Origin of the sequence: Brevibacillus formosus (assembly GCF_003013405.1) — a bacterium.
In the GTDB taxonomy this organism is placed as follows: domain Bacteria; phylum Bacillota; class Bacilli; order Brevibacillales; family Brevibacillaceae; genus Brevibacillus; species Brevibacillus formosus.
On record NZ_PXZL01000013.1, the window covers coordinates 458940 to 473061 of the forward strand.

Annotated in this window: 12 protein-coding genes; 10 read left to right on the forward strand and 2 right to left on the reverse strand. The window is 49.2% G+C overall.

Annotated features, from left to right (window positions below):
* The 6 genes from C7R91_RS14860 to C7R91_RS14885 all read left to right on the forward strand — a co-directional run bounded on the left by C7R91_RS14860 (window position 1) and on the right by C7R91_RS14885 (window position 7336).
* Window positions 1-1218 carry an NAD(P)/FAD-dependent oxidoreductase gene (locus C7R91_RS14860; RefSeq protein ID WP_047069064.1) on the forward strand — a complete coding sequence of 406 codons (1218 nt, stop codon included), beginning with the start codon at window positions 1-3 and terminating at the stop codon, window positions 1216-1218.
* Between the two features lie 286 nt (window positions 1219-1504).
* Window positions 1505-2509: a sulfate ABC transporter substrate-binding protein gene (locus C7R91_RS14865; protein ID WP_371863594.1), complete on the forward strand. Its 1005-nt coding sequence runs from the start codon at window positions 1505-1507 to the stop codon at window positions 2507-2509.
* A 30-nt stretch (window positions 2510-2539) separates the two neighbouring features.
* Window positions 2540-3376, forward strand: a complete 837-nt coding sequence (gene cysT / locus C7R91_RS14870) for a sulfate ABC transporter permease subunit CysT (protein WP_047069066.1) — start codon at window positions 2540-2542, stop codon at window positions 3374-3376.
* A 12-nt stretch (window positions 3377-3388) separates the two neighbouring features.
* On the forward strand, window positions 3389-4255 hold the full coding sequence (gene cysW / locus C7R91_RS14875; protein WP_047069067.1) for a sulfate ABC transporter permease subunit CysW: 867 nt from the start codon (window positions 3389-3391) through the stop codon (window positions 4253-4255).
* Window positions 4252-5373 (forward strand): sulfate/molybdate ABC transporter ATP-binding protein, encoded by a 1122-nt coding sequence (locus tag C7R91_RS14880; protein ID WP_047069068.1) that lies wholly within the window; start codon window positions 4252-4254, stop codon window positions 5371-5373. Before cysW ends, C7R91_RS14880 begins: the two co-directional genes overlap by 4 nt.
* A gap of 349 nt (window positions 5374-5722) precedes the next feature.
* Window positions 5723-7336 carry an ABC-F family ATP-binding cassette domain-containing protein gene (locus C7R91_RS14885; RefSeq protein ID WP_047069488.1) on the forward strand — a complete coding sequence of 538 codons (1614 nt, stop codon included), beginning with the start codon at window positions 5723-5725 and terminating at the stop codon, window positions 7334-7336.
* Between the two features lie 65 nt (window positions 7337-7401).
* Here the strand turns inward: C7R91_RS14885 and C7R91_RS14890 are convergent, their stop codons facing one another.
* Together C7R91_RS14890 and C7R91_RS14895 are read right to left on the reverse strand one after the other, a co-directional pair.
* Entirely contained in the window at window positions 7402-7587 is a 186-nt protein-coding gene (locus C7R91_RS14890) for a hypothetical protein (protein ID WP_047069069.1), read from the reverse strand.
* Between the two features lie 43 nt (window positions 7588-7630).
* Window positions 7631-9274 carry a PucR family transcriptional regulator gene (locus C7R91_RS14895; protein WP_106786200.1) on the reverse strand — a complete coding sequence of 548 codons (1644 nt, stop codon included), beginning with the start codon at window positions 9272-9274 and terminating at the stop codon, window positions 7631-7633.
* A 153-nt stretch (window positions 9275-9427) separates the two neighbouring features.
* Here C7R91_RS14895 and C7R91_RS14900 point away from each other — a divergent pair, with 153 nt between their 5' ends.
* From C7R91_RS14900 to C7R91_RS14915, 4 genes are read left to right on the forward strand one after another with little or no spacing between them, the layout of a single operon-like run.
* The gene (locus C7R91_RS14900; protein ID WP_047069490.1) at window positions 9428-9625 is read left to right on the forward strand and encodes a DUF3311 domain-containing protein; all 198 of its coding nucleotides are present in this window, start codon (window positions 9428-9430) and stop codon (window positions 9623-9625) included.
* Entirely contained in the window at window positions 9622-11112 is a 1491-nt protein-coding gene (locus C7R91_RS14905) for a sodium:solute symporter family protein (protein ID WP_047069070.1), read from the forward strand. The genes C7R91_RS14900 and C7R91_RS14905 overlap by 4 nt, the downstream gene beginning before the upstream one ends.
* Window positions 11113-11142: 30 nt before the next feature.
* Window positions 11143-12765, forward strand: coding sequence for an amidohydrolase (locus C7R91_RS14910; RefSeq protein ID WP_047069071.1), 1623 nt, complete (start codon window positions 11143-11145; stop codon window positions 12763-12765).
* The gene (locus tag C7R91_RS14915; protein ID WP_047069072.1) at window positions 12762-14021 is read left to right on the forward strand and encodes a M20 family metallo-hydrolase; all 1260 of its coding nucleotides are present in this window, start codon (window positions 12762-12764) and stop codon (window positions 14019-14021) included. The genes C7R91_RS14910 and C7R91_RS14915 overlap by 4 nt, the downstream gene beginning before the upstream one ends.
* Window positions 14022-14122 lie beyond the last annotated feature (101 nt).

The following is a 14122-nucleotide window of genomic DNA, read 5'->3' on the forward strand; positions in this document are numbered from 1 at the left end:
ATGATATTCGTGACCGGAAAACTGTATTGGCCAGAAACCTTGCCAGCGCCCTCCCTATATCCCGCGCTGACCGAGGACGTAAAGTGTGATGTCCTGATCATTGGTGGCGGTGAGGCAGGAGCACTCGTTTCTTATTATTTAAAACAGCATGATGTGGATGTCATCCTCGTGGATAAACGGCGGGTGAGTGGGGGCAGCAGCAGCGCTAACACCGGTTTGCTGCAAATATGCAATGATAAAACGTTGACGGCCTGCATGCATTCTTTCGGTGAACAAAAAGGAGTTCGTTTTTACGAGCTGACGCGGCAGGCTGTTGATGAATTGGAAAAAATCTCCGGACAACTAGACCGATCTCCAGATTACATAAGGCGTGAATGCTTGTACTATGCCAGCGAACCAGCCGATGCGGAGAGCTTGCGAACAGAGTACCAGTTATTGAAGAAGTACGGCTTTCCAGTCATGTATTTTGAGCGAGCAGATATAGAAAAGCGATTTTCTTTTTCCAAGGAAGGTGCTATTTATTCCAAGGGAGATGCGGAGTTTAATCCGTATAAATTTACCAATGGTGTGATCGCCCACTCTGTGAAAAAAGGGATGCGCGTATATGAAAACACAGAAGTCGTGCATCAAAAAGTGCAGGACGGAGGGCTTTTGGTCTATACCAACAGTGGGCGCACAATCGCGTGCAGGCGTGCAGTGTTTGCCACTGGCTACGAAGCACAATCCATGAAGCGCAATGCCAATGCCGTGATTTCCAGCTCGTATTCCATCGTGACCAATCAAGTTGAAGCGTTTACGGGCTGGCCGCATGGATGTTTAATCTGGGAAACAGCGCGTCCTTACTTGTATATCCGAACATGTCCGGAAGGGAGAGTGATTGTCGGAGGACTTGATGAACCGTTGCAAAAGCAGGATGCTTCTAGCCTTAATAAGCGGGATCAATTGCTCGCAAAGATACAAGAGCTATTTCCGCAGATTCCAATGCGAGCCGAATATTATTGGGGTGCGACTTTTGTTGGAACGCATGACGGACTCCCGCTGTTTGGGGAGCAGGAAGGCTATCCGCATTGCTTGTTCACGCTAGGCTACGGAGGGAACGGAACCGTCTATTCCACGATCGGCGCCCAAATCATCAGTGATCTGATTACAAAAGGAAGTCATGCGGACGCCGATCTTTTTGCTTTTGACCGGAGGAAATATGCTAGTGCCACAGTATGATCGAAACAAGCTTTCCCATTTGAGCGGGAAGGCTTGTTTTTTTGAAAAAAATAGAACGGGCGGGCCCAAATTTGCTGGATAGGCGAATAACATTTGAACGTGGCCTACCTGCCTAGCATAGGGTAGATGGAAATATCGTTGACAGGAACAGAAAGGCAGGTATAATCTTCAATAACAAAGTATTCCGAGTTAAATACTGTAGATTAAAAGAGGAGTGAAGGTGATCTGTATGAAAACCACGAAAGGCAAGGTCCACACGATCCTGCAACGCGTAGGAATCGTTGTTATGGCGGCTGCTATGGCTGGCTGCTCGGCTGCTGCACCAGCAGAAACTGGTAATGGAGCGGGGGGCAGCAACTCTACGGTAGAGCTGCTCAATGTTTCCTACGATCCGACGCGAGAGTTTTACCAAGATATCAACAAGGAGTTTGCCTCAGAGTGGCAACAAAAAACAGGTCAAACAGTGACGATCAAGCAATCACATGGCGGTTCAGGCAAGCAATCCCGCTCCGTCATCGATGGTTTAGAAGCAGACGTAGTCACCCTTGCCCTCGCCTATGACATTGACGCGATTGCCGAACGCGGTCTGATTCCTGCCGATTGGCAAAAGAAGCTATCAGACAACAGCTCGCCTTACACCTCCACAATTGTGTTCCTCGTGCGCAAAGGCAATCCGAAGCAAATCAAAGATTGGGATGATTTGATCAAGCCTGGTATCTCCGTGATCACTCCGAACCCGAAAACATCTGGGGGAGCCAGATGGAATTACTTGGCTGCCTGGGGTTATGCCTTGAAGACAAATGGGGGAGACGAATCGAAGGCACAAGAATTCGTGGCACAATTGTTTAATAATGTACCCGTCCTCGATTCTGGGGCACGTGGTTCGACCACTACATTTGTCGAGCGTGGCATTGGGGATGTGCTGATTGCATGGGAAAACGAAGCGTATCTCGCTGTCAATGAACTAGGGAAAGACAAGTTTGAGATTGTGAATCCGTCCTTGAGCATTTTGGCTGAACCGCCAGTCACCATCGTTGACAAATACGCTGACAAGCACAAGACAAAAGAAGTAGCAGAAGCATACCTCCAGTTCCTGTATACCAAAAAAGGCCAAGAGCTCGCAGCCAAGCACTACTACCGTCCACGTTCACAAGAAGTACTCAAAGCACATAAACCAGCATTTCCTGACATCCAACTGTTTACCATCGATGAGTTGTTTGGCGGTTGGAAGAAAGCACAAAAGACTCATTTTTCGGATCAAGGCGTCTTTGATCAACTTTATAAACCATAGACCTACACTTTCCTCAGAGGAGATACCTTCATGAGAAAATCACTCAGCAACAGAGGGTTTCTGCCAGGATTTGGCATGACCATGGGCTATACCATCATCTACTTGAGTCTTCTGGTGCTGATCCCTCTGTCTGTCTTATTTTTAAAAGCTTCGACGATGAGTTGGGAGCAATTCATTGGGACAATTATGGATACGCGCGTCCTTGCCTCTATTCGCGTGAGTATTATGACTTCTTTTTTTGCGGCTTGTCTCAATGCAGTGTTCGGTGTCTTGGTGGCATGGGTGTTGGTTCGCTATCAGTTTGCGGGGAAGCGGATCATTGACGGTATTGTTGATCTCCCATTTGCTTTACCTACCGCTGTAGGCGGGATTGCCCTGACTTCTATTTACGCCGAAAATGGTTGGATCGGGCAGTATCTGGCGGAGTGGGGGATTAAGGTAGCGTACACCCCCATTGGTATATGGGTTGCCCTAACATTCATCGGTCTTCCTTTCGTCGTCAGAACCGTCCAGCCTGTTTTGCAGGATTGGGATTTGCAAATGGAGGAAGCGGCGGCTACGTTGGGTGCTACCCGATGGAATACATTTTGGCGGGTGGTCTTGCCGCATCTGTTACCGGCAATCATTACGGGTTTTGCGCTAGCCTTCGCCAGGGCATTAGGGGAGTATGGCTCCGTCGTTTTCATCTCTGGGAACATGCCGTTGAAAACAGAGATAGTGCCCCTCTTGATTATGACCAAGCTGGAGCAGTTTGATTATGCAGGCGCTACGGCAATTGCAACAGTCATGCTTGTGATTTCCTTTGTCATGCTTTTGATCATCAACTACTTGCAATGGAAAATCAATAAATTCGATGCCGCCCGTTAGGAGGTATTACGTATGAAACATTTGACGGAGCCGGCCTATATCCGCTGGACACTGATTATCGTGGCCTTGCTCTTTCTCGGCTTGTTTTTGATCCTGCCGCTAGTAGCAGTTTTTACAGAAGCGTTTCGGCAAGGGGCGGAGGTGTTCGTGGCATCCATTACAGAGGAGGAAACGTTATCTGCTGTCAAGCTCACCTTGCTAGTCGCAGCCATTAGTGTACCGCTGAATGTGACGTTCGGGATCGCTGCTGCATGGGCAATCGCCAAGTTTTCGTTCCCGGGAAAAAATGTGTTGCTTACGTTGATAGACTTGCCATTTGCCGTATCTCCAGTCATTGCGGGTCTAATCTTTGTCCTCTTGTTTGGGAGTCAAGGTGTGGCGGCGCCCTTACTTGCGGAATGGGATTTCAAAATCATTTTCGCGGTTCCAGGCATTGTGCTCGCGACAACCTTTGTTACCTTCCCGTTCGTCGCTCGTGAACTGATTCCGGTCATGGAAGCACAGGGGAGAGACGAGGAGGAAGCAGCAGTCTCGCTCGGAGCAAGCGGCTGGAAAACATTTTTACGTGTCACGCTGCCAAACGTAAAATGGGGGCTCCTGTACGGGGTCATTTTGTGCAATGCCCGCGCCATGGGTGAATTCGGGGCAGTATCCGTCGTTTCAGGTCATATCCGCGGCATGACCAATACGCTCCCGTTGCATGTGGAGATTCTCTACAACGAATATCAATTCGCTGCTGCCTTTGCGGTAGCCACCTTGCTTGCTGCCTTAGCCTTAGTAACGCTTATTCTGAAAAGCTTGATCGAGTGGAAAACCGAGCGGCAGGCAAAGCTGGATGAGGAACAACACTACGACGTGACAGGAGAGAGAGCCGGATGAGTATCGAGGTAGTGAACATTACGAAGTCATATAAAAGCTTTACGGCCCTGAAAAATGTAAATCTGCACATCCCGGAAGGCGAACTTGTAGCGCTTCTCGGGCCTTCCGGATCGGGAAAGACGACGCTTTTGCGTCTCATCGCTGGACTGGAGCAACCACAAGAGGGGAGCATCCTCTTCAACGGAGAGGATAATACGAACCGCGACGTGCGCGAGAGGCAGGTTGGGTTTGTTTTTCAGCATTACGCCTTGTTTCGGCATATGAACATTTTTGACAATATTGCGTTTGGATTGTCCGTTCGTTCCCGCAAAACACGACCGAGCAAGGAGGAAATCAGTGAAAAGGTTCATTCGCTGTTAAAACTCGTGCAGCTAGAAGGTCTCGCTCATCGCTATCCCTCACAGCTATCCGGCGGCCAGCGCCAACGTGTCGCATTGGCGAGGGCGTTGGCAGTGGAACCAAAATTTTTGCTGCTGGATGAACCGTTTGGCGCTTTGGATACGAAAGTGAGACAGGAGCTGCGTCGCTGGCTCCGTCATTTGCACGGGAAGCTCGGGCTGACGATTCTTTTCGTGACACACGATCAGGAGGAAGCGATGGAATTGGCGGATCAGGTAGTTGTGATGAATGAAGGGAGAGTGGAGCAGGTAGGATCGCCCGAGGAAATTTATCATCATCCGGCGAATCCGTTCGTGTACAGCTTTCTTGGGCGGGTCAATCTGTTTCACGGACGAATCCAAAATGGCAAAATCAAGCTCGGTGAAGCGGAGTTCGAGACGGATTGGAAGGATAAAGCGGTGGAGGCTCCCGCTGTCGGATACATGCGGCCACATGATGTAGAGATTTCGTTGCGTCCGCCTGAGGGGAAGTCTGCCCGATCTGTTCAGGCTGAGATTAACCATATTTCGCTTTTGGGGCCAATTGTTCGCCTAGATCTGAAGCGATTGGACACGGAGGAAGTATTTGAGGCAGAGATGAGCAGGCAGCGCTTTATGGAGTTGAACGTAGAGGAGGGGAGCATTGTGTACGTAACGTTGCACAATGTATCGATCTATGTGGATTCACAGCCTGTACAGACACATCGTACTGCCCTCGTTCCGTTGCAGGCAAGTGTTTAAGTCGATACATTGCAAATAAACCGGTCTGCATATGCGCAGGCCGGTTTTTGATGGAGGCAATCGCTACTCGCCGCGTTGCTTGGAACGTGTCTGTTCCTTGCTAAGTGTGTTGGAAGACCGTGTTTGCGAAGGGTTTTCTTTCTTTCCCATCTCATTTTTTACACCATTTTGCTTGGACATATCGTAAGCCTCCTTCCCACTGGATTGCCATGGTAGTTTTCCCTGCCAAAGTCCATTTCATGAATCAAGTATTTTTTGCTGTGCGCCAAATCGTTTATCTTTTGCAAAATGAGGTCATCTCTGGTAAGATAAGTGTTTGAACGATTCAAAAAAGGCAGGTATTGCGACGATGATAAGCACTCAGAACGTGACGCTGCGCTACGGCAAGCGCGCACTGTTTGAAGATGTATCCATTAAGTTTACCCCAGGTAACTGTTACGGCCTCATCGGTGCGAACGGTGCAGGGAAGTCTACCTTCGTGAAGATCCTCTCCGGAGAGATCGAGCCGACGAGCGGTCACGTTTCGGTGACACCGGGCGAGCGTATCGCTGTATTAAAGCAGAACCACTTTGAATTCGACGAGTACGAAGTGTTAAAAACGGTAATTATGGGCCACAAGCGCCTGTTCGAGATCATGGAAGAGAAGACCGCTCTTTACATGAAAGAAGATTTCTCTGAGGAAGACGGCAATCGCGCGTCCCAGCTCGAGGGAGAATTCGAAGAGTTGAACGGCTGGATGGCCGAAGCAGATGCAGCTAGCTTGCTGATTGGCCTCGGTATCCCGACAGACCTGCACGACAAGCAGATGAAGGACCTCTCTGGTACGGAGAAGGTACGCGTTCTGTTGGCGCAAGCGCTGTTCGGTAATCCACACATCCTGCTCTTGGATGAGCCGACGAACCACTTGGACATCGAATCGATTCGTTGGTTGGAAAACTTCCTGGCGGATTATGAAAACACCGTCATCGTTGTATCCCATGACCGTCACTTCCTGAACAAGGTATGTACGCATATTGCGGATATTGACTTTGGCAAAATCCAAATGTACGTAGGTAACTACGACTTCTGGTACGAATCCAGCCAATTGGCGCTGAAAATGGTTCGTGATCAGAATAAGAAGAAAGAAGAAAAAATGAAGGAACTGCAAGAGTTTATTGCGCGTTTCTCTGCGAATGCTTCCAAGTCCAAGCAGGCGACTTCGCGTAAAAAGCTGTTGGAGAAAATTACGTTGGAGGACATTCGTCCTTCCAGCCGTAAATATCCTTTCATCAACTTCAAGCCAGAGCGTGAAGCGGGTAAAAACCTCGTAGCCATCGAAGGCTTGAGCAAGACAATTGAAGGCGAAAAACTGTTTGAAAACCTTCACCTCACCATCAACAAAGGGGACAAAGTTGCGTTTGTCGGACCAAATGAGCTGGCGAAAACAACCTTCTTCCAAATTTTGATGGGCGAAGTTCAGCCTGATAGCGGTTCTTTCGAATGGGGCGTTACGACTTCCCAAGCGTACTTCCCAAAAGACAATGCCGAGTACTTTAACTCTGATTTGAGCCTGGTTGACTGGCTGCGCCAATACTCCAAAGATCAAGACGAGACATTCATTCGTGGATTCCTCGGTCGTATGCTGTTCTCTGGAGATGAAGCGCTGAAAAAGGCAAACGTATTGTCCGGGGGAGAAAAAGTTCGTTGCATGCTATCCAAGATGATGCTGGCGAGTGCCAACGTATTGATCATGGACGAACCGACGAACCACTTGGATTTGGAATCCATTACTGCATTGAACAACGGCTTGATTGAGTTCGACGGTACACTTCTGTTCGTATCTCATGACCACCAGTTCGTCCAAACGATTGCGAACCGGATCATTGAGTTCACGCCGAAGGGTGTCATTGATAAAATGATGACGTATGACGAATACCTGGAGAGCGATGAAATCAAACGCCTGCGTGACGAGCATTACGCGTAAGCTGCCTACGACATATAAAAAGCCCTTGGCTTCGCACAAATCGTGCTGAAGTCAGGGGCTTTTTCTCATGTTGCGGGGTCTTCCACGAACTCGATTTTGTTAAGGAACGCTTCCTTGCTCGAGAAAATAACACGCTCTTTTCGCGGGGAAGTAAAGAACACCACGATATACTGGTCATCGATATATTCTACTGTGCCTCGTTTCTTTGGTCTCTGTATCGTCTTCACGGGTTTATTCAACCACTCGTTCATCTGTTGTTCCTCCTACCTAGCTTTCCCATTCATTATACCAAGATTAAAGACGATGCCCAATGACATGTGCAGTTATGGCGATGCGCAGCAGCATTTGATCGTGCCCGTTTTCCGCATTCAATCCGGTCCACTCTCGGATGAGCTGGATACGGTATTTGATTGTATTTTTATGGACATACAAACGACGCGCGGCTTCGGCGTAATTACCATCCGCTTGCAAAAACACTTGCAAGGTTTGTAAGAGCTGTCCGTTCTTTTCTCGATCATAGCTTTGGATTTTGCCCAGGCATTCTTCTGCAAACGCTTGGGCTTCTGTCGCAGGATCGACTGCGTACATGATTCGCTCGAGTCCCAAGTCGTGGTAGCTTTTGACGCGAAAAGAAGCGGCGTTGGCTGGGCTTGCCGAATGTAATGCGGTTTGCAAGCTGACTAGCGCTTCCCGATAGCTGCGAACGATGCCTTCCCGTTCAGGATGATATCGCCCAATTCCTGCAAAGACAGGCTGATCCAATTGCTTGGTGAACGTCTTTAAGCACTGTTCTTGCAGCCATTGCGAGAGCGATTCAGTGGACGCAAGAATAGACTTCGGCACGAGCAAGAGGACACGATTTTCCTGATCCAATCCATACAGAATCGTTCCATTGGAAGAAAAAAAGCTGTGCAACGCGTTCAGAAAATGATGGTTTTCTTGCCAAAGTTCCATGCCGGTCTTGTCATGGGGGGAGGTGCTTAGGAGCATCGCGATATAGTGATCGGACAACTCCCAGCCGACTTCATCCGCCTTTCGCATGAGCATTTCATGTGAGAAGATCTGGCCGCTGACGAGTTGTTGCAAAAAATCATTGCGAAAACGTTGGAATGTTTCTTGGATGGCTCGTTGTCGTTGCATTTCAAGGGACAAGAGGGCAGCACTTTGCTCGATGGCGACTTTTTCCCACGCGTATAGATCACGCTCCCGCTGTCCAATGATAATGGTTCCCTGCACGATTTGGTTGTGGATAAGCCACCGGACATGGATTCCCTCTTTTTGTCTGCTAAGCGGCTCTTGTATTAATCGGATCGGGGCGCGTTGACCGTATCGCTTGTCCAATGAATCATCGCGTGGGAACGAACCAAACGAGGAATCCCATTTCCATTTATGCTGGGGGACATGGATCGAGACAGGAGCAGCAAGGATATCGGACAGTAAATCTGTCAATGTAGAAATCGGAGCTCCACCCGTCAAAAAGTGATGAAACCGTTCATAAATGGCATGGGTTCTGTCCAGCTCGATGCGTTGTTTGTCATTGATGTACTGAACGACTGGCACGATGACATCTGACCAAGCTTTATCCATCGGAAAGGACAGGATGGGAAATGCCTTTTTCGTAGCGTGGGAGAGAACGGCTTCAGGAAGATCCTCGATGTATCGACCTAATTTGATGGCAAGCCCAGGTGTGCCGATGGCGACTAGCTCATCGATGAGTGTTATCAGTTGTTTTGTACATGTTTTTTGCTGAGAGAGGAATGGAAAGCCTGTCGTCAGAACGAATTCACCAGATCGCAACCACCTATGGCCATCGGGAGAATCAAAGGAAGTAACATTCAGCAGCTCATTTTCTAAAGAGTCCGCGCCTGCAAGCACTGACGATTCATCAAAGCCACCAACTTGTATGAGCTCTCGGACAGTAATCATTACGCTCACCATGCCTTCTTCATCTTTTAGCTACTCGCACAAAACCCCGTTCCATTTTCTAGCCATGTGAACAAAGGAGATATTTGAATTTTTCGATAATAATAATGTACATGTCCAGGATGTGTACAGGCAATGGGACAAATCGAGCAAACTGGGGGGAGTCGTATGAAAGCGAGAGATTGGCTAGGGGTACTGCCATTCATTGGGATGCTGGGAGGAATTCCGTTTGTGAATCGGGTTGAGCCTTACGTATTAGGCATGCCGTTTGTCCTGTTTTGGATCGTTCTCTGGGTTGTCTTAACGTCCGCCATCATGGCATTCCTCAACAAAATCGACCCTGCTACGAAGGAGGATGGCCAATGAATATCGCTTTGATCATTATTTTTGCCTTTTTATTGCTGTCCTTCTATTCCGGTATCCGTGCGCAACAAGGGAAAGACATGAATATGGAACAATGGACCGTTGGCGGCAGAGGATTCGGTTCGATCTTTATTTTCTTGCTGGTAGCAGGCGAAATTTATACGACATTCACCTTTTTGGGGGGCAGTGGTTGGGCGTACTCCAAAGGAGCACCTTCTTACTACGTTCTCTCTTATATTTCACTCGCCTATGTCATTTCCTACTGGCTCTTGCCGCCAATTTGGCAGTATGCCAAAGAGCACAAGCTCGTCTCCCAATCCGACTTTTTTGTAAGCAAATACAATAGTCCGATACTCGGCATTTTGGTTGCAGCAGTCGGAGTCATTGCGATTATTCCGTATCTCGTCCTCCAATTCAAAGGCCTTGGGATCATCGTATCGGAAGCATCCTATGGCTCGATCTCACCTGCTGCTGCGATATGGATCGGGGTCATTGTTGTGACGATTTACGTCATGATCTCAGGCATTCACGGTTCGGCTTGGACGGCTGCGATCAAGGACATCATGATTTTCTTTGTGGTCGTTTTCCTCGGGCTTTACCTTCCGTTTCATTACTACGGGGGCATCCAGCCAATGTTTGAAGCCGTACAAGCCTCCAATCCTGGTTTCTTGACGTTCCCCGAGGAGGGTTTAAGCATTTCCTGGTACATTTCTACGGTGCTGGTCACGGTGTTTGGCTTTTACATGTGGCCCCATACGTTCGGCTCTGTGTTTTCAGCGAAAAATGCAAATGTGTTCCGCAAAAATACGATCATGCTGCCGCTCTATACCTTGATGCTTTTGTTTGTGTTTTTTGTCGGCTTTACAGCGATTCTGCAAGTGCCTGGTTTAAAAGGGGCGGACGGTGATTTGTCCTTGCTCCGTCTGGCGTTGCAAACATTCGATCCGTGGGTAGTCGGGATCATTGGAGCGGCAGGCTTGCTGACGGCGCTCGTACCAGGCTCGATGCTATTGATGACAGGGGCGACGCTCTTGGCGAAAAATGTGTTCAAAGTCATGGTTCCGCACACATCTGACGTACAAATCGCCCGGATTGCCAAATGGTTGGTGCCTGTCATTTCGTTGATCTCGCTGTATTTTGCACTGAGTGGGGGAGATACGCTCGTTACGCTGTTATTAATGGGCTACAGCTTGGTCACACAGTTATTCCCGGCCTTGCTTTTTAGTCTTCCTGCGAAGCCGTGGGTGAATAAATACGGTGCGTTTGCCGGGATTTTATGTGGGGTATCAACCGTTGCATATGTGACCATTTTCCAAGTGACGATTGCGACCATGTTCCCAAATTGGCCAGCCGTTGTCAAAGACTTGAACATTGGTGTCGTGGCATTGCTAGTCAATCTCGTCGTGATGTTTGCTGTGACGTTTGTGACGAAGAATCTTTTTGCACTGAATCGTCATGCCGCAAACACAGAAGGGACACCTACTCTTTAATACTCATTTCCTAAAAGGAGGCAGTTTTATATGGCAGATACTGTATTTCTCAACGGACAGGTGATCACGGTAGATCAAGAGAATCGGGTGGCAGAGGCGGTGGCAGTCAGAGGGAATCGCATTCTTGCTGTCGGATCTAGTGAAGATGTGAAACAGTTGATTCAATCACATACAAAAGTCATTGATTTGCAAGGGAAGAGTCTATTGCCCGGCTTCATCGATGCCCACCTGCATATTACGATTTACGGTACGAACAAGCTGGGGGTCGATTGCAAAGCGAGAGGGATCAGGTCGATTGATGATCTGCTCACTGCACTGAAAGAACAAGCGGAAAAAACACCCGGAGGGGAATGGGTAAGGGCATGTGGTTTCGATGAAAATCTCATGGTCGAGCAACGCTATCCGACGCTTGCCGAGCTGGATGAAGTGACGACAGCGCATCCTGTTTTTGTCATGAGAACGTGCGCTCATCATTCTGTCGTAAACAGCAGAGCGCTTGCCATCGCGGGGTACGACAGAGACACAGCGGATCCCCAAGGTGGGCGTATTGATCGTGATGCAGATGGTGAGCTAACGGGATTCCTCATCGAAACGGCACATATGAACATGTTTGAAAAAGCTGCTTTTACAGAAGCAGAGTACATCGAAGGGCTGCGATTGGCTTCGAAAGACTTTGTTGCTGCGGGCATTACGAGCGTCCATGATGCGGGAGGATACGGTACAGAGAACTATCGGGCGATGCAAAAAGCCGTACAAAAAGGTGACGTGAAAGTTCGCATCTACGCAATGGTTTGTGCGCTGAATCAATCCGATGATTTTGTCCGAAAGATGATCGATGCCGGAATGGTAACGGGTACGGGGAATGCTCGCTTCCGTATCGGACCCGCGAAGGTTTTTACCGATGGGGCAAGCATTGCTCCCACGATGGCCATGCGTGAACCGTTCACCAGCCGACCAGATGATTACGGAATTCTCTACTATGAACAGGACGAGTTGAATACCATTTTGGGAGAGGCACATGCAAAAGGTTTTCAAATTACCGCTCATGCCCAGGGAGATCGGGCGATTGACATGCTGCTGACATGCTTTGAAACGGCACTAGAAGCCCATCCACGCGAGAATCACCGACATCGGATTGAGCATGCGGGTGTATCTGCGCCTGATCTGTTAGCGAGAATGGCTCGGCTAGGTGTCGTACCCATTCCGAATCCTGCTTTTATCTACGATTACGGCGATTCGTATGTGAAAAACATCGGAGAGCGTGTCGGGCATATGTTTCCGGCGAGGGATCAGTTCGACGCGGGGATCATTGCGGCAGGAGCTTCGGATAGTCCCGTGACTGATTTCAACCCGCTGATTGGGATTCATGCTGCTGTTAATCGTTTGAGTAAAACAGGCCAGGATGTGGGGATCAATCAAAGGGTCAGCATCATGGAGGCGATTCGCATGTTTACTTGGAACGGAGCGTACGCCAGTTTTGAGGAGGGGATCAAAGGGAGCATTGAGGTCGGGAAGCTGGCTGATCTCGTTATGCTGGACGGCAATATTTTGGCAACGCGGGCAGATCGTATCAAAGAGCTGCGCGTAGACAAAACAATGATAGATGGGGAGTTCGTCTATCAACGCCAAGATGAGGAGGTTCTGCAAGCATGAACGTAAAAGCGAGAAAGCTTACGATCAATGAAGAACGACTGCAAAAACGAATCGAGCAATTGGCGCAAATCGGGAAAATAGGTGAAACGGGGGTATGTCGACTCGCTTTGTCCGCTGAAGACCGGGCAGGCGTAGAGCTGGTGCGTAGCTGGATGGAAGAAGCAGGCCTTCAGACGCGGGTCGATGACTTCGGCAATCTGATTGGCCGGATGGCGGGGAAGGATGAGCAAGCTCCGATCTTGATGATAGGTTCGCATATCGATTCGCAGCCATACGGTGGTCAGTACGATGGTGTGATTGGCGTATTGGGGGGACTGGAGGTCGTCCAGACGTTGAAAGAACAGGGATTCATGCCTGCACAGCCGATTGAAGTCGTTGCGTTTTGTGATGAGGAAGGATGCCGGTTTCAAAAAGGACTGTTTGGTTCCAAAGGCATTCTCGGCATGCTGGACCCGACAGACTTGGAGCGGACGGACAAAAACGGGGTCACACGCAGGCAGGCATTGATTGATTTTGGCTGCGACCCTGATCGCCTGGAAGCGTCTATTTATCCAAAGGGCAGCATCTGTGCTTATCTGGAGCTGCATATTGAGCAGGGGCCGATTCTCGATGCTGCAAAAGAAGCGATTGGAATCGTGTCGGCGATATCGGGGCCTTTGTGGTGGACGGTCGAGCTGACTGGCTTTGCCGGACACGCTGGTTCCGTACCGATGCCGATGAGAAAGGATGCACTAGTCGGGGCGGCAAAAGTCATTTTGGCAGTGAACGAGCTGGCAAAGCTCGATCCACAAGCGCCAACAGTCGGTACAGTCGGTCACCTGGAGGTCTTCCCGGATTCGCGCAACATCATTCCCGAGCGGGTGCGTTTTTCGATTGATTTGCGGGACATCGATTTGAAACGTCGCGATGAGCGCGAACAAGCGTTGCGTGAGGCGATTGAACTAGCCGCCGTAGAAGGTGGATTGTACTATACCATCACGGAAGATACGAATAGTGACCCGCGTTACTGTGCCGACTGGATAAAGGCAATCATGCATGAGGAGAGCAGCAAGCTCGGTGCCTCTGTGCGCGAGCTGATGAGCGGTCCTTTCCATGACGCCTTGGCGCTCTCCTACGTTTGTGATTACGGGATGATTTTTGTCCGCTGCAAGGACGGGATCAGTCATAATCCGCAAGAATATGCAGCCTATGAAGACATTGCACTGGGCACAGAGCTGCTCTACAAAACCGTGTTGCGGATGAGCACCAACCAATAATAGCGAGAGTCGCCCGTCTAAGCGGATTGGCGACTTTTTTCATACAGCCCATGACGAGACTTTCCAGACTGTTTTTGATATATTTTATTCTGAGAGGTTCT

Coding starts and splice junctions, on each gene's coding strand:
- C7R91_RS14905 (WP_047069070.1), top strand. CDS start 9,622: ATGAATATCGCTTTGATCATTATTTTTGCCTTTTTATTGCTGTCCTTC.
- C7R91_RS14890 (WP_047069069.1), bottom strand. CDS start 7,587: ATGAACGAGTGGTTGAATAAACCCGTGAAGACGATACAGAGACCAAAG.
- C7R91_RS14910 (WP_047069071.1), top strand. CDS start 11,143: ATGGCAGATACTGTATTTCTCAACGGACAGGTGATCACGGTAGATCAA.
- C7R91_RS14900 (WP_047069490.1), top strand. CDS start 9,428: ATGAAAGCGAGAGATTGGCTAGGGGTACTGCCATTCATTGGGATGCTG.
- C7R91_RS14860 (WP_047069064.1), top strand. CDS start 1: ATGATATTCGTGACCGGAAAACTGTATTGGCCAGAAACCTTGCCAGCG.
- cysW (WP_047069067.1), top strand. CDS start 3,389: ATGAAACATTTGACGGAGCCGGCCTATATCCGCTGGACACTGATTATC.
- C7R91_RS14895 (WP_106786200.1), bottom strand. CDS start 9,274: ATGGTGAGCGTAATGATTACTGTCCGAGAGCTCATACAAGTTGGTGGC.
- C7R91_RS14915 (WP_047069072.1), top strand. CDS start 12,762: ATGAACGTAAAAGCGAGAAAGCTTACGATCAATGAAGAACGACTGCAA.
- C7R91_RS14880 (WP_047069068.1), top strand. CDS start 4,252: ATGAGTATCGAGGTAGTGAACATTACGAAGTCATATAAAAGCTTTACG.
- C7R91_RS14865 (WP_371863594.1), top strand. CDS start 1,505: ATGGCGGCTGCTATGGCTGGCTGCTCGGCTGCTGCACCAGCAGAAACT.
- C7R91_RS14885 (WP_047069488.1), top strand. CDS start 5,723: ATGATAAGCACTCAGAACGTGACGCTGCGCTACGGCAAGCGCGCACTG.
- cysT (WP_047069066.1), top strand. CDS start 2,540: ATGAGAAAATCACTCAGCAACAGAGGGTTTCTGCCAGGATTTGGCATG.